Genomic DNA, 17454 nt, shown 5'->3' with positions numbered 1-17454 from the left:
CCCGCCGCCTAGGGCAGCACAACGGCCCGCGGGCGCCGAAGGTTCAGTGCTTGGTGATCTTGCCGGCGACCCAGTCCATGACCGCCATCAGCAGGCCGGAGAACACGAACGTCAGGTGGATGCCCATCAGCCAGGCCAGCCGGGGCTGGTCAAACGGAATGTCCGGATCCTCGCTCATCTTCAGGACCGCCTTGAGCAGCGAAACCGCCGAGATGGCCGCGACCGAGGCGATCAGCTTCATCTTCATGCCCGAATAGTCGACCGATCCCATCCAATGAGGCCGCTCGGCATGGGAGGCGGTGTCGATCCGCGACACGAAGTTCTCGTAGCCGGCCAGGATGACGATCACCAGCAGGTTGCCGGTCAGCGACAGGTCGATCAGCGACAGCGCCAGGATGATCGCGAACTCCGGCTTGGAGGTCAGGATGATCGGCAGCTCGTGCATCAGCTCCTGGAAGAACACCAGGATCATCGCGCCCAGCACGACCACCAGGCCCAGATAGATCGGGGCCAGCAGCCAACGGGAGGCGAACAGGCTCCGTTCCAGCCAGCGCTCGGCGAACGGCTTGTTCATGGGCATGGCGCGCGCTCCAGCGGGTTCGCCGGAAGCGAACGTCACCGCAGTCGATGCTGATCTTCCTCAGGCGCCAATCAGGGAAAAGCCGGTTTCGAAGCGGGCGGCGCCTTAGTTCGTCGGCCCTAACCGCCCCAGACCTGCTTCAGCCGCAGGTCGCGGCCGCAGCCCATGCGGTAGGCGTGGTACTCGATCGCGTGGTTCTTGGCGTAGTCGCGGTGATAAGCCTCGGCCGGCCAGAAGGTCTTCAGGTCCAGGATCTGGGCCTTCATCACGCCGGTCTTCAGGCGCTTGGCGGCCTCGGCGCGGGACTTTTCGGCGATCGGGCGCTGGGCCGGGGTGACGAACACCGCCGGACGATAGGACGGGCCGCGGTCGCAGAACTGGCCGCCGTCGTCGGTGGGGTCGACCAGCTTCCAGTATTTGTAGAGCAGGAAGCCGTAGTCGATCTTGGCCGGGTCGTAGGTGACGCGCACCGACTCGTAGTGGCCCGAGGTCTCGCTGGTCACGTCGCGATAGCTGGGCTTGTCGACGTGGCCGCCGGTGTAGCCGCTCTCGACCTTCAGCACGCCGGGAATGCCGCGCATGTCGTTCTCCATGCACCAGAAGCAGCCGCCGGCGAACACGGCGGTCTGCGGCGGGGCGGGCTTCGACGCGGCCAGGACGTCGGCGGGCAGCACGATGGCGGCGAAACTGGCGATCAGGACGGCGATCAGAACGGGCAGGCGGCGGATCATCGGGCGGCTCCGGGAGGACGTGCCTCTAGATACGGATCAGGCGGGCGAAAGGTTACACCCTATCGCCAGCCGAAGCCGACGCCGCGCACCGACGGACAGGCCGACAGGCGGGCGGCCAGGATCTGGGCCCGCTCGTCGCCTTGATCGTCCAGCTCCAGGCGGATGGAAAGGCCCGCGCCGTCCGGCTGGGCGCTCAAGGCGCGCAGACGGGTCTGCTGGACGTTGGCCACGCCCAACACCCGCATCAGGGCGTCGGGCGTGTCGTCGGCGATCACCAGGAACAGCCGGCGTTTGTCGTCTTCTCCGTCCTTGGAGGATTTGAGCGCGCTCACGGCCGCACCCACTGATGCTCGACGCTGGCCGAGGTGACGCCCGGCCAGGCGGCCAGGTCGCGGGCCAACAGTCGGGCGGCCTGGTCGCTGAGGTGACGGACGCGCAAGGACCCCTCGACGATCTGGCCGACCGGCTTCATCGACAGGGCGCACAGCTCGGCCCCGCTGTCGGCCAGGCCCTGGCGGACGGCTTCCAGCGCCGAGGGCGCGTCCTGGGCGGCCAACAGCAGCTGGTGGACGGTGACGCCTTCGTGGTCGGAATTGAAGGCGGGTGGGGAAGGCAGGTAGCTCATGGGTTTCAAGGTCCTTTGGGTTTGTGGAAGGACCGACGACCGCACAGCAAAAACCCCGCTCCTTGTGGGAAGCGGGGCTTTGCGGATCTTGCGATCTTCGGCTGTGGTGGTCGTCTAGTCGACCGCGCGCCTGTGCTGCCCCGTTCGCACACGAACGGTTTTAATCTTGGCCTGCATCATAATGGTGCGCGCGCACGCGATCGCGACGCCGGCGGTGAGGCCGGTCGCGATCAGAACGTTCATGGCCAGCTGCGTAAGCATGATGGCGCGGAAACTCCGTGTGCGATTACACAGTTAGCGTGGGCTTGGGCCCGGCGCAAGGTCTTGCCGTGCTTGGGCGGTGATTGGGGCGTGGTGCGCAAGAAATGTGCGTTCGCGCTCAGGCGGCTAGCACCTGCCCCCTACGGGTCGCTTCGCGACCGTCTTCCCCCAGAGGGGGAAGAGGAGCCGCCGGCGCAACGCGCGTCCTCCGCCCCCTATGGGGGCGGACAGACCGCGAAGCGGTCAGGTGGGGGCAAGTGCGTGAGCCTCAGCCCCGCAGCTTCCCGCCCGCCTTCTCGACCGCCGCGACGATCCTGGCCGACAGGGCCTCGATCTCGGCCTCGGTCAGGGTCTTGTCGCGCGGCTGGACGACGACCTCGAGGGCGACCGACTTGGAGCCTTCCGGCACGCCGGGGCCCTCGTAGACGTCGAACACCCGCACCGCGTCGATCAGCGCCTTGTCGGCGCCGGCCGCGGCCTTGACCAGGTCGCCCGCCGCCTTGGCCTTGTCGGCCACGAAGGCGAAGTCGCGGGTCAGGGGCATCAGCGGCGAGGGCGTGAAGGCCGGCTTGGTCTTGACCGACTTCTTCTTCGGCTCGGGCACGGCTTCCAGGGTGATCTCGAAGCCATAGACCGGGCCGGCCACGTCCAGGGCCTTCAGCACCACCGGATGCAGCTCGCCGAACTCGGCCAGGACCGCCTTGGGACCCAGCTGCAGGCGCGCCGAGCGGCCCGGGTGCCACCAGGACGAGGCCGAGCCCTGGGCGGTCTGCAGCGAAGCGACCGGCGCCCCGATCTCCTCCAGCAGGGCCATCAGGTCGGCCTTGACGGTGAACACGTCTTCCGCGTCCGCCTTGTCCCAGCCGCGCGGGGCCCGGGGGGCCAGGATGGCGGCGATGGTGGTCTTCTGGTCCTGCGGACGGTCGCCGAAGAACACCGGGCCCACCTCGAACAGGGCGGCGTCCGCGAAGCCCTGGCGAGCGTTGCGTCCGGCCGCCTCGATCAGGTTGGGCAGGATCGACGGGCGCATGCAGTCCAGTTCCGAGGCGATCGGATTGGCCAGCACCAGTTCCGCCGCGCCGCCGCCGAACAGCGCCGCGATCTTCTGGCTGGTGAAGCTCCAGGTCACCGCCTCGTTGTAGCCGGCCGCCGCCAGGGCGCGGCGGGCGATGCGGGCCCGGGCCTGGCGGGCGGTCAGCACGCCGCCGACCGCGCGCGCGGTTTCCGGCAGCGGGGTGGAGGGCAGGGCGGCGTAGCCGGCGATGCGGGCCACTTCCTCCACCAGGTCGGCCTTGCCCTGCACGTCGCGGCGGAAGGTCGGCGGGGTGACGCAGACCAGGCTCTCGGCGTGGGTGGCGAACTCGGCGGTCGAGACGTCGGTCGGCGGGGCGATCGTGAAGCCCAGGTCCGTCAGGATCTTCAGCGTGCGCTCGGGTTCGATGGCCAGGCCCGACAGGGCCTCGACATAGGCCGGGTCGAACAGGATCGGGCCCGGCGCGGCCGGAGCCTGCCCCGCCACCACGATGTCCGAGGCCTCGCCGCCGCACAGCTCAAGGATCAGCTTGGTCGCCAGCTCCAGGCCAGGCACCAGCGAGCCGGTGTCGACCGTGCGGGCGAACCGGTACTGGGCGTCGCTGTTGATGCCGGTCGCGCGGCCGGTCTGGGCGGTGCGAATCGGGTCGAACCAGGCGCTTTCCACGAAGACGTCGACGGTGTCGTCCGAGCAGCCGGTGCTCTCGCCGCCCATGACGCCGCCGATGCCGATCGGCCGCTCGCCGGCGGCGTCGGAGATCACCGACATTTCCGGAGTCAGGTCGTAGGTCTTGCCGTCCAGCGCGATCAGGTGCTCGTCGCCGTTGACGCCATGATGGCCCAGGCGCGCCTCGATCACGGTCCCGACCAGCTTGGCCGCGTCATAGACGTGCAGCGGCCGGGCGCGGTCGTAGGTGATCAGGTTGGTGATGTCGACCAGGGTGTTGATCGGACGCAGGCCGATGGCCTTCAGCCGGTCCGCCAGCCACTTGGGCGAGGGGCCGTTCTTGACGCCCTTGATCAGCCGGCCGCTGAACACCGGGCAGGCGTCGCCGTCGACCTTGAGGCTGATCGGGCAGGGGAAGGTCCCCGGCACGGGGGCGATCGACAGCTCCTTCAGCGTCCCGACGCCGGCCGCGGCCAGGTCGCGGGCGATGCCGGCCACGCCCAGCCAGTCGGGGCGGTTGGGGGTGACCTCGAAGTCGATGACGGCTTCCATGCCCAGGGCCTGCGAAGCGGGCGTCCCGACGGCCAGGTCGTCGGGCAGCTCCAGGATGCCCTCGGAGCCGTCGTCGGCCTCCAGCTCGGAGCCCGAGCACAGCATGCCGTTGGAAACCACGCCGCGCACCGGCTTCTCGACCAGGGTCACGCCCAGGCCGGGCACATAGGCGCCGATCGGGGCGTAGACCGTGGTCAGGCCCGGACGGGCGTTGGGCGCGCCGCAGACGATCTCCTTGCGGCCGTCGACGGTGTCGACCTGGCAGACCCGCAGACGGTCGGCGTTGGGGTGCTGCACGGCCTCGACGATCTTGGCGACCGTGAAGGCGGCCAGCTTCGAGGCGGGATCGGTGACGTGCTCGACCTCAAGGCCGGCCATGGTCATGGCGGCGACGACTTCGGTGGCCGAGGCGGTGGTCTCAAGGTGGTCCTTGAGCCAGGAAAGGGTGAACTTCATGCCTTGGTTTCCAACTTCAACAGCTGATCGAGGAACAGGTCCGAGCCGGTGAAACCCAGGCCAAGGAACTGGCAGCCGTCGAAGGTGCAATGAGTGACAGGGATGGCGCCGACAACCTGATTGGGGCTGGCGGGGCGCAGGACGATGGCGCGGATGTCGCTGCCGTGGCTTCCGAAGTTGGTGTTCTTGAACTCGACGTTGTCCAACACCAGCACAACCGCGGGGCCGGTTATCAGGCACTTGCGGAAGGTGCGGTCCGAGATCGAGGTCTTGCCCTCGGCCATGCAGGCGCGCGCCAGGTCGTAGAGCGAAATCTCCACGCCCTCGAACACGGTGGCCGTCAGATCGATGTGCGCGGCCGCGTCCATCAGCTCAGTCCCGAAGCGGCGTTCGGTGCGGCGAAGGCGCTGAAGCCGTAGTGGTCCAGCCAGCGGCCGTCCGAGCTGAACATGTCGCGCAGGTCAGGCATGCCGTATTTCAGCATCCCCAGCCGGTCGACGCCCATGCCGAACGCGAAGCCCTGGTACTCGTCCGGATCGATGCCGCAGGCGCGCAGGACGTTGGGGTGAACCATCCCGCAGCCCAGGATCTCGAGCCAGCTGGTCCCCTGGCCGATCTTGATCTCGCCGCCCGAGCGATCGCACTGCACGTCCATCTCGGCCGACGGCTCGGTGAACGGGAAGTGGTGCGGCCGGAACTGCGTCGTCACCGCGTCTGTCTCGAAGAACCGGGCGATGAAGGTCTCCAGGGTCCACTTCAGGTGGCCCATGTGGATGCCCTTGTCGATCACCAGACCCTCGACCTGGTGGAACATCGGCGTGTGGGTGGCGTCGCTGTCGCAGCGATAGGTGCGGCCCGGGGCGATGATCCGGATCGGCGGCTTCTGCGAGACCATGGTCCGCACCTGCACGGGGCTGGTGTGGGTGCGCAGCAGCATGCGCTCGCCGGACTCCTTCGGATTGAAGAAGAAGGTGTCGTGCATCTCGCGGGCCGGGTGCTTCTCGGGGAAGTTCAGGGCCGTGAAGTTGTGGAAGTCGTCCTCGATGTCCGGACCCTCGGCCACGGCGAAGCCCATCTCGGCGAAGATGGCGATCATCTCGTCCATGGTCTGCATGGTGGGATGGACGCTGCCGCGACGGCGGTGCGGGGCGGGCAGGGTCAGGTCCAGGGTCTCGCTGGCCAGGCGCGCGTCGAGGGCGGCGGCTTCCAGCGCGGCCTTCTTGTCGTTCAGCGCGCTCTGCACGCGGTCGCGCAGGACGTTGATCGCCGCGCCGCGCTCCTTGCGCTCGTCGGGGCTCATGGCGCCCAACGTCTTGAGCAGGCCCGAGATCGAGCCGGTCTTGCCCAGGGCGGAGACGCGCACGGCGTCGAGGGCGGCGAGATCGCCGGCGGCGGCGACTTGCGCCAGCACGTCGGCTTCGAGAGTGGTGAGATCGGTCATGACGGGGTTCCGTCTAGAGGATTTGGGGCGGAGGTTGAACCGATACTTGGGGCAGAACCCCTTCTCCTCACCCGCATCGCGGGGGAGGTGGCGCGTCGCGGATACGCGACGTGACGGAGGGGGCGTCCCTGCGGCGGCCGAGCGCCCCCTCCGTCACGATGCTGCGCATCGCGCCACCTCCCCCGTTTCACGGGTGAGGAGAAGAAGGCCAGGCAGCAAAAAGCCCTCCGGCTCGCACCGGAGGGCTCTTCAGATCGCAATCGGGACGAACCCGAAAAGACCTTAAGCGGCCAGGGCGGCGCGGACCTTGTCAGCGATGGCCTTGAACGCGACCGGGTCTTGACCCGCGATGTCCGAGAGGACCTTGCGGTCGATCACGATACCCGCCACGTCCAGGCCGTGGATAAACTGCGAGTAGGTGAAGCCCTCGACGCGAGCGCCGGCGTTGATGCGTTGGATCCACAGCGAACGGAAGGCGCGCTTGCGCACCTTGCGGTCGCGGTACGCGTACTGGCCGGCCTTGTCGACGGCGGCCTTGGCGGTGCGGATGGTGTTCTTGCGGCGGCCGTAGAAGCCCTTCGCCTGTTCAAGAACCTTCTTGTGCTTGGCGTGGGCGGTGACGCCACGTTTAACGCGAGCCATGTGTCAGCGCTCCTTAAAGGCCGTAGGGCAGGTACGAACGGATGGTCTTGGCGTCGGATTCGCTCATGACCTTCGTGCCGCGGTTTTGGCGGATGTACTTGCCGTTGTGGCCGATCAGACGGTGACGCTTGCCGGCGACGCCGGCTTTCAGCAGGCCCGTGGCCGTGATCTTGAAGCGCTTCTTGGCGCCCGACTTGGTCTTCAACTTAGGCATTTCGCGTCGGAGCGCTTAACCGCCCCGTCCTCTAGATAGCATGACGAACCGCCATGGCATGCCAATTGGCCAGGCGGTTCCGGAAAGGCGGGGTTAGTACGGGAAAGGGGCGCGGAACGCAAGCGCCTTACGCGGCGGCCTTGACCCGGCTTTCGATCGTCAGGGCGAAGGCGACCGCCGGCAGCATCAACACCGCCCCCAGCCAGTAGGGACCGCCGATCGCCAGGCCGAACAGCGGACCGGCCAGCATCGGTCCGCCCATGCGGGCCAGCGAGCCGGCGGCCATGTTCAGGCCCAGCATGGCGCCCTGCTTGTCGGGCGGGGTGGCGCGCGAGATCAGGGCCGCGATGCACGGGAAGACCAGCGACTGGCCGAACGCGGTGCAGCCCACGGCCACCGGCACGAAGGCGCTGGTCGGGACGAAGGGCGTCAGGGCCAGGCTGAAGGCGATGATCGTCAGGCCGGCGGTCAGCACCTTGGCCTCGCCGAACCGCCGGGCCAGCCGGCCGGTGATCAGGCCCTGGCCCACCGAGGCGATGATGCCGATCACCGCGAAGCACAGCCCCACCTGGCGCGGACCCCAGTCGAACCGGGCCTGGGTCCACAAGCCGAAGATCGCCTCCATGCCCGCGAAGGCGGCGGTCGAGATCAGGGTGACCAGCAGCACGCGCGACAGCACCGGGTGGGCGGCGGCGGCGGCCAGATGGTCGCGCCGGCGCGTCACGGGGGCGTCCTTGTGGCTGGGCGCCCGGCTCTCGACCACGAACAGGAAGACGCCCAGCGAGGCGATCGCCGCCAGGACCGCGGCGGTCAGCAGCGGGATCTGGAAGGCCAGGCGGCCGGTGTCGGAATGGCCGAAAAACTTGGCCACGCCCGGCAGCAGTCCGCCGAGGGTGGGGCCGACCACGAAGCCCATGCCGAACGCCGCGCCCAGCAGGCCCATGCGGCCCGCGCGCTTCTCCGGCGGTGTGACGTCGGCCATGTAGCCCTGGATCGTCGAGATGTTGCCGGTGGCGCAGCCGCTGAACAGGCGGATGGCGAAGGCCCAGGCGATGTTCGGCGCGAAGGCCAGGGCCACGTAGGACAGGGTGTTGGCCAGGATCGTGACGATCAGCACCGGCCGCCGGCCGATGCGGTCCGACAGCCGTCCCCAGAACGGCTCGGCCAGGAACTGGCCCAGCGAATAGGCCGAGAACAGCGCCGTCACCTGCCAGGGGCTGGCGTTCAGCGACTTGGCGTAGAAGGGCAGCAGCGGGATGACCAGCCCGAAGCCCACCAGGTTGATGAACACCACCAGCAGCAGGACATAGAGCGCGCGCGGACTGGCGTCCGGCGTCTTCAGGGTCGTCGGCGTGTCGGGCGTGGAAAGCGTGCTCATCAGGGCGCGCGGTTTACGCCGGATCGCAGGCCCTGGCGACCGCTATCTGAAATTTCAGACAGCGGCCGCCGATGGGAGCGACGTCGCCCGTCAGTTCGGCGGGTTGTTCTTCTCGAGGAAGGTGACGGCCGAGGTCAGCATTTCCAGCCGGGTCTCGGCGCTGGAAAGCCAGTGGTCCTCGTTGCGCAGGGTGACGAACTCGACGGGCTTGCCGGCGGCCTGGAGCGCCTTGGTCATGTCGACGCTCTGGTCATAAGGTACGACGGTGTCGTCCTTGCCGTGGATCAGCATGATCGGCGCGCTGGCCTGGGCGGCCTGCTTCGTCGGCGAGATGAGGGCCAGCTTGGGATCGTTATAGGCGTCGATGCCCAGGAACCGCTTCCAGTAGCGGATAGTCAGCGATTTGGTCCCACCCTTATCGGCTCGCCATTGCAGGAAGTCGCCGACATCGGCGACCGGCGCCACGGCGACGGCGCAGCGGTAGACGCCCTTCTGCAAGGTCGCGCCGGCAAGCGCCGCGTAGCCGCCGTAGCTGCCGCCCATGATGCAGACGCGCTTGGGATCGATCGTGCCCTGGGCGGCGAGGTAGGTGACGCCATCCGACAGGTCGGTCTGCATTTTGCGGCCCCACTCGCCATGTCCCGCGTTTACGAAGGCTTCGCCAAAGCCCGACGAGCCGCGGAAGTTGGGCTGGAGCACCGCGTAGCCGCGCGAGGCCAGGGACTGGGCCCACCAGTCGAAGCCGGCGGTCTCGCGAGACTGGGGGCCGCCATGCGGGAGCACGATCAGCGGCAGGCCCTTGGCGTTGCTCTTGCCGGGCGGCAAAGTCAGAAACCCGGTGATCTCAAGGCCGTCGGCTGCGGCGTACTTGATGGGCCGTACTTCGCCGACGTCGGCCGCCGCCAGTTTCGGATAGGCGCGCCCCAGAGGGTTGACCTTCTTGGCGGTGAGATCGACCAGATAATAGGCGCCGGACTCCGTGCTCGCATCGACGTAGACCACCAGCTTGCCGAAATCGGGGGTCCAGGACGCCAGGGTCACTTGCTTGCCCTTGAACACGCCCTTGATCATCGGCCAGGCCGCTTTCAGCGCCGGTTCGGTGAAGTCGTATTCAGTGAAGCCATCGTACGAGGAATAACCCAGGACGACCGAATCATCGTCCCTGATCACCCCGCGAGGCTTCACCGAGCCGATGTAGTCGCCGAGCTTGCCCGACGCGATGTCGAGATAGGTCAGGCGCCAGTCCTTCTCCTTTTCGTCGTAGCTGTCCACCACCAGCTTGGTTCCGTCGCGCGTGATGCCGAACAGGTCCGGCGTGTCGATCGGCGCGTCGACGCGATAGACGTCCTGCCAGGTCGAGCCCTTGCGCAGGGACAAGGTCCATTGGCTCACGGTTTCGCGTTCGCGGAAGCTGACCTTGGCCAACGGCGTGCCGTCGCTGCGGGCGAGGTAACTCGAGGTGTTGCTGTCGCCCATTTGCTGGCGGCGAGCGATGCCGGTGTCCAGGTCGATGGAGTACAGGTCGAGGTGATTGCCCTTGTATTGGTAGCTGATGCCGTCGGCGACATAGAGGCTGGTCAACACCGAAGGCTTGCCGTCGATCACGCCGGGCTGCACGTCGTCCATCAGCACATTGACCACCGACTCCGCCGAACGCTTCGGCAGAGGCATCATCTTGCCGTTGCGAACGTTGAGGCTGGCGGCCTGGAACATCTCACCGGCGTAGAAGACACCAGGCACCACATCCATGGTCGAGGTGACAATGACGACGTGATCGTTCCCGGCCCATTTGATGTAGCGCACCTTGCGGAAGCCGATGCTGGCCGTCTGGATCGGTTCGCCGCCCAGGGGCTGGACCACGATGTAGCGATCGTTGCCGGTGTCGGCCGTCACGATGAAGGCGATCATCGTCCCGTCGGGCGAGATCGAGACGCTTTCCATCGAGGGCAGGCGGCCGTAGGCCTCCAACGGCGCGGCGGCCTGAACGGGCGAGGCCGCCAGGCCTCCGAGGGCCAGGGCCATGGCGGCGGCGGTGAACAGTTTCTTCATAGTCGAGTGGGCTCCGTGGACGCGCTCTGCGTCATGGATAGGAGGTGGAGTGAGGTGGTCAGTTCGGCGGGTTGTTCTTCTCGAGGAAGCCGACCACCGCGTTCAGCATCTGCTGACGGGTGGCGCCGCGCGACAGCCAGTGGTCCTCGCCGGTCAGGGTGACCAGCTCGACGGGCTTGCCGGCCTTCTTCAGGGCGTCGGCCATCAGCGTGCTCTGGACGTAGGGGACGACGGTGTCGTCCTTGCCGTGGATCAGCAGCACCGGGATCGCGACCTTGTCGGCCAGTCGGGCCGGAGAGATGGCGGCCAGGTCGGGGTCCTTGACGCCGTCGGCGTTCATGAACCGCAGCCAGTAACGAAGGGTCGAGTTGTTGGTGGAGTCCTGGAGGTGGTTGTTGTCGATCAGCATGCGCGGCAGGTCGGACGGGCCGGCCACCGAGGCGGCGCAACGATAGACGCCTTGATCCAGGGTCGCGCCGGCCAGGGCCGCGTAGCCGCCGTAGCTGGCGCCGACGATGCAGACCCGCTTGGGATCGATGATCCCGCCCCTGGCCAGGCCGCGAACGCCGGCCGAGAGGTCGGTCTGCATGGCCTTGCCCCATTGGCCGTAGCCCGCCCGGATGAAATCCGGACCAAAGCCGTCCGAACCGCGGAAGTTGGGCTGCAGCACCGCGTAGCCGCGCGAGGCCAGGGCCTGGCTCCACCAGTCGAAGCCCAGGGTGTCGCGCACCATGGGGCCGCCGTGAGGCAGCACCACCAGCGGCAAGTTCTTGGCCTCGCGATCCTTGGGCAGGGTCAGGTAGCCGGAGATCACCAGGCCGTCGGCGGCCTTGTACTTGATCGACTGCACCTCGGAGATGCCGTCCAGGGTCAGGCCGACATAGGTCCCGCCCAGCCACCGCAGGGTCCCGGCGTCGGCGTCGTACAGGGCGTAGGCCGGGCCCAGGGCGGCGGAGTCGACGAACACCACGATCTTGCGCCGGTCGTCCGACCAGGAGGCCAGGATGGGCTGTTCGTCCGGGATCGTCGCCCGCAAGGCGTCCCAGTTCGCCTGGTCCTTCGGGTCGAAGAACGTATAGCGCCGCTCGTCGCCGACCAGGGCGTAGCCGCCCAGCAGGGCGCCGTCGCCGGGCGCATGCACCAGCTGGTCGAAGGCCCCGCCCTGGGGAACCTCGGTCGAACCGCCCTGCGGCGAGAACTCGCGCAGCACGAGCTGGTCTTCGTCCTTGGGGTCGCGCATCCACACGAGCGCCGAATGGCCGTCGCGGCCGAGGCCCTCCAAGCCCAGCGAACCGGTGCGCGAGGCGCTCTTTTCGACCGTGCTCCAGGTTCCCCCGGATTTCAGCATCAGGCTCCAGGCGCCCTTTTCTTCGTCGTAGACCGATTGCGCCAGGGGTTCGCCTTCCGGCGACACCAGCCAACTATCGGTGCCCTCCAGTCCCGAGGCGCTGGCCATCTTGGTCGCGCCGGTCTTGAGGTTGATCCGATAGAGGGTGTTTCGTCCCATTCGGTCGACGAAGTACACGCCCTCGACGAAGGCGTGGGGCGTTCCGTCGATGAAGCGGACCGTGGGCGGCGTGAGAACGACATTCATCGTGCCCGGCGCGTCCTTCATCAGGAAGGTCTGCTTCTTGGTGACGATGTCGTAGTCGAAAGTCTTCCAGTATTCGCGCTTGGGTCCTGAAAGGGCGAAGACCATGGTCGTGGCCGAGGCGGTGACCAGCAGGTGGTCCGATCCCGCCCACTTGATGTCGCGCAGCTTGGTCTGGCCCACCCGCAGGACCGTGATGACCTTCCCGCCCTCGGCCGCGTCACGGACCATCACCGAGCGCTCCTCGCCGTTGGTGACGATGATGGCCAGCTTGCCGCCGTCCGGAGAGATCTCGACCTCCTCCAGATTGGGCAGGCCGCCATAGACGGAAAGGGGCGGACCTTCCGCCGAGGCCGAGCCGGAGCTGGCGCAAACGGCCGCAGCCATGGCTAAACCGGCCGTCACGACGGCCAAGACGCTGTTCAACACGCGAAGTCCCCCAAACTACGGTCAAGCTAGAAAGGGCCGACGGTATTGTCGAGCTTGTTCTCCCCGTCTGGTTGCGGCGGCGCTCAGGGCAGAGCAAAGAAAAACGCCCCGGCCTTGCGACCGAGGCGTTTCGTGGAGCTTGGCTGGGCGCCTTAGCGCGGGGCCAGGATCATGATCATCTGGCGGCCTTCCATGCGCGGCTCGTACTCGACCTTGGCGATCTCGTCGAAGTCGGCCTTGACCTTCAGCAGCAGCTTCATGCCCAGTTCCGGGTGCGCCATTTCACGGCCGCGGAAGCGCAGGGTCACCTTGACCTTGTCGCCTTCCTCGAAGAACCGGGTCATCGACTTGGCCTTCACGTCGTAGTCGTGAATGTCGATGTTGGGGCGCAGCTTGATTTCCTTGAGCTCGACGATCTTCTGCCGCTTGCGAGCCTCGTTCTTCTTCTTCTGCTCCTGGAACTTGAACTTGCCGTAGTCCAGGATCTTGCAGACCGGAGGGTTCGCGTTCGGAACGATCTCGACCAGGTCCAGGCCTGCTTCCTCGGCCGCTTCCAGGGCGGCGGAAATCGGCATCTCGCCTTGCTTCTCGCCATTTTGGTCGATCAGCAGGACGCGAGGGACGCGGATGTCATCGTTTATACGCGGACCATCCTTGACGGGCGGCGTTTGCATAGGACGGCGAATAGGGCGGCTCCGGTATTGTTAAAGGGCTTTTGCCACCGGACGTATCGATCCGGGGGCGTATCGTTGAATGAGTTCGCGCGGAGTCCAGGGGACGCCGCGTTCGCAAGTGATATATGACGAAGGAGTCCCGCGCTATCAAGGCGCATGCGCACGACAGGCTCGCCTTTTAAGGAGCCGGACGCGCCGAGAAGGGATCGGGGGAGCGAAACGCCGGGGTCGGGTCGGCCTTCATTTCCAATCGTGACCCGTTTCAAGCCTCCATGAGCACGTCGACTTCGCCCGCCCGCCACACCCCGATCGAGGACGTCCACGCCCTGCTGATCGGCTCCAGCTTCATCGCCGTGGGCCTGACCCTGCTGAAGGCGGCCGGCCTGTCGACGGGCGGGGTCGCCGGCGTGGCTCTGATCGTCTCCTATCTGACCCACTGGCCGGTCGGGGTGTTGTTCTTCCTGCTGAACATCCCGTTCTACGTGCTGGCCCAGCGCACCCTGGGCTGGGTGTTCACCGGCAAGACCCTGGTCACCAACCTGCTGCTGGCGGGCCTGGCCCTGGGCATGCCGGCCTGGCTGAGGATCACCACGGTCGACCCGGTCTTCGCCGCGATCTTCGGCGGCACGATCATCGGCATGGGCATCCTGGCCCTGGCCCGGCACAAGTCCAGCGTCGGCGGGATCGGGGTGCTGGCGCTGTGGCTCTACGAAAAGCGCGGGGTCAGCGCCGGCAAGGTGCAGATGGCGTCCGACTGCTTGATCGTGGCGGCGGCCTTCGCCGTGATCAGCTGGGACAAGCTGCTGCTGTCGATCCTGTCGGCCGTGGCGCTGAGCGTGGTGATCATCGCCAACCACAAGCCCGGGCGGTACGAGGGGTATTAGTCAGAGCGAGAGCCGACCTTCATGCTCGTCCCTCCCCCTTGTGGGGAGGGTGGCGGCGAAGCCGACGGGTGGGGGATCGGTGCAGGGTGTCGGCTCAGCGAGCCCCACCCGACCCCCTTCGGGGGCCACCCTCCCCATGAAGGGGAGGGAAGGTTCTTCTAGCTCTTCTGACTCACCGCGGCAGCAGCGAGATCGCGGCGCTGGCCACGGTGCTGACCGGCAGGGCCTTCAGGTCCGGCGAGCGGATCACGGCGACGTGGCCGCGCGGGCCGCACAGTTCGGGATTGGAGGCGTCGGAGAACAGGGCGATGGTCGGCGCGCCGGCCGCGGCCAGCAGGTGGGTCGGACCGGTGTCGTTGCCGACGGTCAGGGCCGCCTTGGCGCCCAGCAGGGCCAGCTGGGCGAAGTCGGTGCGACCGGTCAGGTCGCGGGCCTGGCCCACGGCCTTCTGAATCTGGCGGGCCATGGCGCTTTCCTGCGGTCCGCCGATGATGACGATGTCCAGCCCGCGCGCCTTCAGCAGGGCGGCGAGCTGCGCGTAGCTTTCGACCGGCCAGCGCTTCTCGGGCCGGTGGGCCGAGCCGCCTGGCACCAGCAGCACATAGGGACGCGGCGCAGCGGCGCCGGCCACCGGGCGCGGCTCCTTGATGCGACGCAGGATCCACGACAGGTCCGGAGCCGGAGCGCCGCCGGGCTCGGTGGGGGCGTCGGGCCAGATGCCGGCCTGCTTGAGCTGGTCGGCCTGCCGCTCCAGCGTATGCATGTGGTCGCGGGCCTTGCCGCGCTGGGGCAGGGAGCAGCCCGCCGCGATGCCCGACCATTGCGGCGCGAACGGCCGCAGGGCCTGGAAGTACCAGTTGGTGCGGCTGTTGGTCTGCAGGTCGTAGACCCGGTCGTAACGGGCCTTGCGCAGCCGGCCGAGCAGGGCGGTCAGGTCGCCGAAGTCGCTGGGACGGCCGTCGGTTTCGACGCTGTTGAAGTAGGGCGACAGCTTGGCCAGGGCTTCGAAGGGCGGGGTCGTCAGCAGCGTGATCTTGGCGCGCGGATGGGCTTCGCGGATCTTCTTCATCGCCGCCAGGGCCAGAACGAAATCGCCAAGGGCGCCCAGCTTGATAACCAGGACCTTCTTGATTTCCTTGCTCAACTTTTCGTCTCCAGAACGCGTGCGTAGACCTTGAGCGTTGCTTCGACCATCGCGTCAACAGAATACAATTTTCGGGCGCGCGCCCGGGCCGCCATGCCCATCGCCTGGCGTCGCGCGGCCCCCGTTTCGCAGGCGTTGGCGAAGGCCTGGGCCCAGGCTTCGGGGTCGCCCGGCGCGACCAGCCAGCCGGTCTCGCCGTCGACCACGGTCTCGCGCGCCGCGCCGTGATCGGCGGCCATCACCGGCTTGCCCATCACCTGGGGCTCGACCGCCGTCCGGCCAAACGCCTCGGGCTCCAGCGACGGGGCGATGGCGAGGTCGGCGACCAGATAGGCCGCCGGCATGTCGTCGCAGTGGCCGACCAGCTTGACGCTGTCCTGCAGCCCGGCCTGGGCGATCATGTGCTCCAGCTCGGCGCGATAGGCCTTGCGCCCCTGGTCGTCGCCGACCAGCAGCAGCAGGATGCGGGTGTCGGAGATCGCCTTCAGCCGCGCCATGGCCTCGATGACCAGGGCCTGGCCCTTCCAGCGGGTCAGCCGGCCGGCCAGCAGCACCTTCAGCCGGCGGTCGTCGGACGAGACGCCCCAGGCGTCGCGCAGCGCTTTGACCCGTTCGCCCGAGACCAGGCCGGGCTCGAAGCGGGTCAGGTCGACGCCGCGTGGGATGGCCACCACGCGATCGGACGGGATGCCGTGCTCGGCGATCACGTGGGCGCGGGTGTATTCCGAATTGGCGATCACCAGGTCGCCCTTGGTCATCACCGCGTTGTACCAGCGCTTGAGGCTGGACTTGGCGTTGTAGACGCCGTGATAGGTGGCCACGAACGGCGTCTTGGTGGCGTGCGCCGCCCACAGGGCGCTGAAGGCCGGGGCGCGCGAGCGGGCGTGGACCAGCGACACCTTCTCACGACGGATCAGGTCGATCATCCGCGCGGCGTTGCCCAGCATGATCAGCGGGTTCTTCGACTGGGCCGGCATCTGCGCCAGACGCCCGCCGTCGGCCTCCAACCGCGCGGCCATGCGGCCGCCCTTGGTGGCGACCAGGGCCTTGCCGCCCTCGGCGATCACGCCGTGGGCCACGTCGATCGTCGTCTGTTCGGCGCCGCCGGTTTCAAGTTCCGGGGTCACCTGCAGAAGCGTGAAATCGTCGGGAAGGATGGACACGCGTTGCTCTAACGAGGTTTGAGGGGTCGTAGTTATCGAAATGAACAAGGCCGCGCCATGACCGATTCCCTTCAGCACCTCGTTCGTGGCGGCAATCTGCGGTTGGCGTATCGCGCCGTCCACGGAACCCAGCCCACGGTTGTATGGCTCGGCGGCTTCCACTCGGACATGACCGGAACCAAAGCTGAGGTTCTGGCCGATCAGGCCCGGGCGACCGGCGGCGGCTACCTGCGGTTCGACTATTTCGGCCACGGCGAGTCGGACGGCGAGTTCGCCGACGGCACGATCAGCCGCTGGCGCGAGGACGCCCTGGCGGTGATCGACGAGCTGACCGAGGGGCCGCTGGTGTTGGTCGGCTCGTCGATGGGCGGCTGGCTGGCCTGCCTGGCGGCCATCGCGCGTCCCGACCGGGTCAAGGCCATGGTGCTGATCGCCCCCGCGCCGGACTTCACCGAGAAGCTGATGGAGCCCGAGCTGTCGGCCGACGCCAAGGCGGCGATCGCCCGCGACGGCCGCTGGATCCGCCCGTCCGAGTACGACGACGGCGGCTATCCGATCACCCGCCAGCTGCTGGAGGACGGCGCCCGCTGGTCGATCCTGCCGGGGCCCGTGCCGATCGACATGCCGGTGCGCGTCCTGCAGGGCGGCGCCGACCCCGACGTGCCCTGGACCCATGCCCTGGAGCTGGCCAACGGCCTGACCTCCGACGATGTGGTCTTCACCCTGATCAAGGACGGCGACCATCGCCTGTCGCGGCCCCAGGACCTGGAGCGGCTGGTCGCGGCGGTGGCCGAGGCGCGGGTGCTGGCCGAACCGGTCGACGACGACCCGGTGGCCCGCCGCCTGGCCCGGGCGGCGCGAGCGCGCGCGGCGGGGCAGGCCCCCGCCACCGCCTGGGCGGCGGCCGACATCGGGCCGGAGGAGGAATAGCTGGCCTTTTC

Annotated in this window: 18 protein-coding genes and 1 pseudogene; 2 read left to right on the top strand and 17 right to left on the bottom strand. The window is 67.9% G+C overall.

Annotation, left to right across the window (positions count from 1 at the left end):
- Positions 1 to 43: 43 nt before the first annotated feature.
- The 15 genes and pseudogenes from ASD21_RS14245 to infC form a co-directional block, all read right to left on the bottom strand.
- Positions 44 to 574, bottom strand: coding sequence for a TIGR00645 family protein (locus ASD21_RS14245; protein ID WP_056442501.1), 531 nt, complete (start codon positions 572 to 574; stop codon positions 44 to 46).
- 125 nt (positions 575 to 699) lie between these two features.
- Positions 700 to 1308, bottom strand: coding sequence for a peptide-methionine (S)-S-oxide reductase MsrA (gene msrA / locus ASD21_RS14240; protein WP_056442498.1), 609 nt, complete (start codon positions 1306 to 1308; stop codon positions 700 to 702).
- 62 nt (positions 1309 to 1370) lie between these two features.
- Entirely contained in the window at positions 1371 to 1643 is a 273-nt protein-coding gene (locus ASD21_RS14235) for a hypothetical protein (RefSeq protein WP_156390635.1), read from the bottom strand.
- Positions 1640 to 1936, bottom strand: coding sequence for a hypothetical protein (locus ASD21_RS14230; protein ID WP_035072771.1), 297 nt, complete (start codon positions 1934 to 1936; stop codon positions 1640 to 1642). Before ASD21_RS14230 ends, ASD21_RS14235 begins: the two co-directional genes overlap by 4 nt.
- A 114-nt stretch (positions 1937 to 2050) precedes the next feature.
- Positions 2051 to 2179 carry a hypothetical protein gene (locus ASD21_RS24480; protein WP_235523803.1) on the bottom strand — a complete coding sequence of 43 codons (129 nt, stop codon included), beginning with the start codon at positions 2177 to 2179 and terminating at the stop codon, positions 2051 to 2053.
- A 286-nt stretch (positions 2180 to 2465) separates the two neighbouring features.
- Positions 2466 to 4904 (bottom strand): phenylalanine--tRNA ligase subunit beta, encoded by a 2439-nt coding sequence (gene pheT, locus ASD21_RS14225; RefSeq protein ID WP_056442236.1) that lies wholly within the window; start codon positions 4902 to 4904, stop codon positions 2466 to 2468.
- Entirely contained in the window at positions 4901 to 5272 is a 372-nt protein-coding gene (locus ASD21_RS14220; RefSeq protein ID WP_056442233.1) for a hypothetical protein, read from the bottom strand. Before ASD21_RS14220 ends, pheT begins: the two co-directional genes overlap by 4 nt.
- Complete coding sequence (gene pheS, locus ASD21_RS14215) at positions 5272 to 6345, bottom strand: phenylalanine--tRNA ligase subunit alpha (protein WP_056442230.1); 1074 nt, start codon at positions 6343 to 6345, stop codon at positions 5272 to 5274. Before pheS ends, ASD21_RS14220 begins: the two co-directional genes overlap by 1 nt.
- A 57-nt stretch (positions 6346 to 6402) precedes the next feature.
- Positions 6403 to 6474, bottom strand: a pseudogene (locus ASD21_RS24765) (hypothetical protein); the annotation flags it as partial.
- A gap of 153 nt (positions 6475 to 6627) precedes the next feature.
- Positions 6628 to 6987: a 50S ribosomal protein L20 gene (gene rplT / locus ASD21_RS14210; RefSeq protein ID WP_012285248.1), complete on the bottom strand. Its 360-nt coding sequence runs from the start codon at positions 6985 to 6987 to the stop codon at positions 6628 to 6630.
- Between the two features lie 13 nt (positions 6988 to 7000).
- A complete protein-coding gene (gene rpmI, locus ASD21_RS14205; RefSeq protein WP_007672148.1) occupies positions 7001 to 7201 on the bottom strand; it encodes a 50S ribosomal protein L35 in 201 nt (66 codons plus the stop codon).
- 127 nt (positions 7202 to 7328) lie between these two features.
- The gene (locus ASD21_RS14200; RefSeq protein WP_056442227.1) at positions 7329 to 8579 is read right to left on the bottom strand and encodes an MFS transporter; all 1251 of its coding nucleotides are present in this window, start codon (positions 8577 to 8579) and stop codon (positions 7329 to 7331) included.
- Between the two features lie 90 nt (positions 8580 to 8669).
- Entirely contained in the window at positions 8670 to 10628 is a 1959-nt protein-coding gene (locus tag ASD21_RS14195; protein ID WP_056442224.1) for an alpha/beta hydrolase family protein, read from the bottom strand.
- 58 nt (positions 10629 to 10686) lie between these two features.
- A complete protein-coding gene (locus ASD21_RS14190) occupies positions 10687 to 12606 on the bottom strand; it encodes an alpha/beta hydrolase family protein (protein WP_056442222.1) in 1920 nt (639 codons plus the stop codon).
- A gap of 194 nt (positions 12607 to 12800) precedes the next feature.
- Entirely contained in the window at positions 12801 to 13322 is a 522-nt protein-coding gene (gene infC, locus ASD21_RS14185) for a translation initiation factor IF-3 (protein WP_007672122.1), read from the bottom strand.
- 272 nt (positions 13323 to 13594) lie between these two features.
- On the opposite strand from infC, the gene ASD21_RS14180 reads away from it, so the two are divergent.
- On the top strand, positions 13595 to 14206 hold the full coding sequence (locus ASD21_RS14180; RefSeq protein WP_056442219.1) for a YitT family protein: 612 nt from the start codon (positions 13595 to 13597) through the stop codon (positions 14204 to 14206).
- A gap of 172 nt (positions 14207 to 14378) precedes the next feature.
- Here ASD21_RS14180 and ASD21_RS14175 read toward each other — a convergent pair whose 3' ends face one another.
- Together ASD21_RS14175 and ASD21_RS14170 are read right to left on the bottom strand one after the other, a co-directional pair.
- The gene (locus ASD21_RS14175) at positions 14379 to 15350 is read right to left on the bottom strand and encodes a glycosyltransferase family 9 protein (protein WP_056442215.1); all 972 of its coding nucleotides are present in this window, start codon (positions 15348 to 15350) and stop codon (positions 14379 to 14381) included.
- Positions 15347 to 16513, bottom strand: coding sequence for a glycosyltransferase family 4 protein (locus ASD21_RS14170; protein WP_056442214.1), 1167 nt, complete (start codon positions 16511 to 16513; stop codon positions 15347 to 15349). The genes ASD21_RS14175 and ASD21_RS14170 overlap by 4 nt, the downstream gene beginning before the upstream one ends.
- Before the next feature lie 57 nt (positions 16514 to 16570).
- On the opposite strand from ASD21_RS14170, the gene ASD21_RS14165 reads away from it, so the two are divergent.
- Positions 16571 to 17443 carry an alpha/beta hydrolase gene (locus ASD21_RS14165; protein WP_056442211.1) on the top strand — a complete coding sequence of 291 codons (873 nt, stop codon included), beginning with the start codon at positions 16571 to 16573 and terminating at the stop codon, positions 17441 to 17443.
- Positions 17444 to 17454: the final 11 nt, after the last annotated feature.

The sequence above is a fragment of the Caulobacter sp. Root1455 genome, assembly GCF_001426905.1.
Taxonomy (GTDB): domain Bacteria; phylum Pseudomonadota; class Alphaproteobacteria; order Caulobacterales; family Caulobacteraceae; genus Caulobacter.
This window is presented reverse-complemented; position numbering and strand designations above follow the sequence as displayed.

Coding starts and splice junctions, on each gene's coding strand:
- pheT (WP_056442236.1), bottom strand. CDS start 4,904: ATGAAGTTCACCCTTTCCTGGCTCAAGGACCACCTTGAGACCACCGCC.
- rplT (WP_012285248.1), bottom strand. CDS start 6,987: ATGGCTCGCGTTAAACGTGGCGTCACCGCCCACGCCAAGCACAAGAAG.
- pheS (WP_056442230.1), bottom strand. CDS start 6,345: ATGACCGATCTCACCACTCTCGAAGCCGACGTGCTGGCGCAAGTCGCC.
- ASD21_RS14230 (WP_035072771.1), bottom strand. CDS start 1,936: ATGAGCTACCTGCCTTCCCCACCCGCCTTCAATTCCGACCACGAAGGC.
- ASD21_RS14220 (WP_056442233.1), bottom strand. CDS start 5,272: ATGGACGCGGCCGCGCACATCGATCTGACGGCCACCGTGTTCGAGGGC.
- ASD21_RS14180 (WP_056442219.1), top strand. CDS start 13,595: ATGAGCACGTCGACTTCGCCCGCCCGCCACACCCCGATCGAGGACGTC.
- rpmI (WP_007672148.1), bottom strand. CDS start 7,201: ATGCCTAAGTTGAAGACCAAGTCGGGCGCCAAGAAGCGCTTCAAGATC.
- ASD21_RS14200 (WP_056442227.1), bottom strand. CDS start 8,579: ATGAGCACGCTTTCCACGCCCGACACGCCGACGACCCTGAAGACGCCG.
- ASD21_RS14165 (WP_056442211.1), top strand. CDS start 16,571: ATGACCGATTCCCTTCAGCACCTCGTTCGTGGCGGCAATCTGCGGTTG.
- ASD21_RS14190 (WP_056442222.1), bottom strand. CDS start 12,606: ATGGCTGCGGCCGTTTGCGCCAGCTCCGGCTCGGCCTCGGCGGAAGGT.
- infC (WP_007672122.1), bottom strand. CDS start 13,322: ATGCAAACGCCGCCCGTCAAGGATGGTCCGCGTATAAACGATGACATC.
- ASD21_RS14245 (WP_056442501.1), bottom strand. CDS start 574: ATGAACAAGCCGTTCGCCGAGCGCTGGCTGGAACGGAGCCTGTTCGCC.
- ASD21_RS14195 (WP_056442224.1), bottom strand. CDS start 10,628: ATGAAGAAACTGTTCACCGCCGCCGCCATGGCCCTGGCCCTCGGAGGC.
- ASD21_RS24480 (WP_235523803.1), bottom strand. CDS start 2,179: ATGAACGTTCTGATCGCGACCGGCCTCACCGCCGGCGTCGCGATCGCG.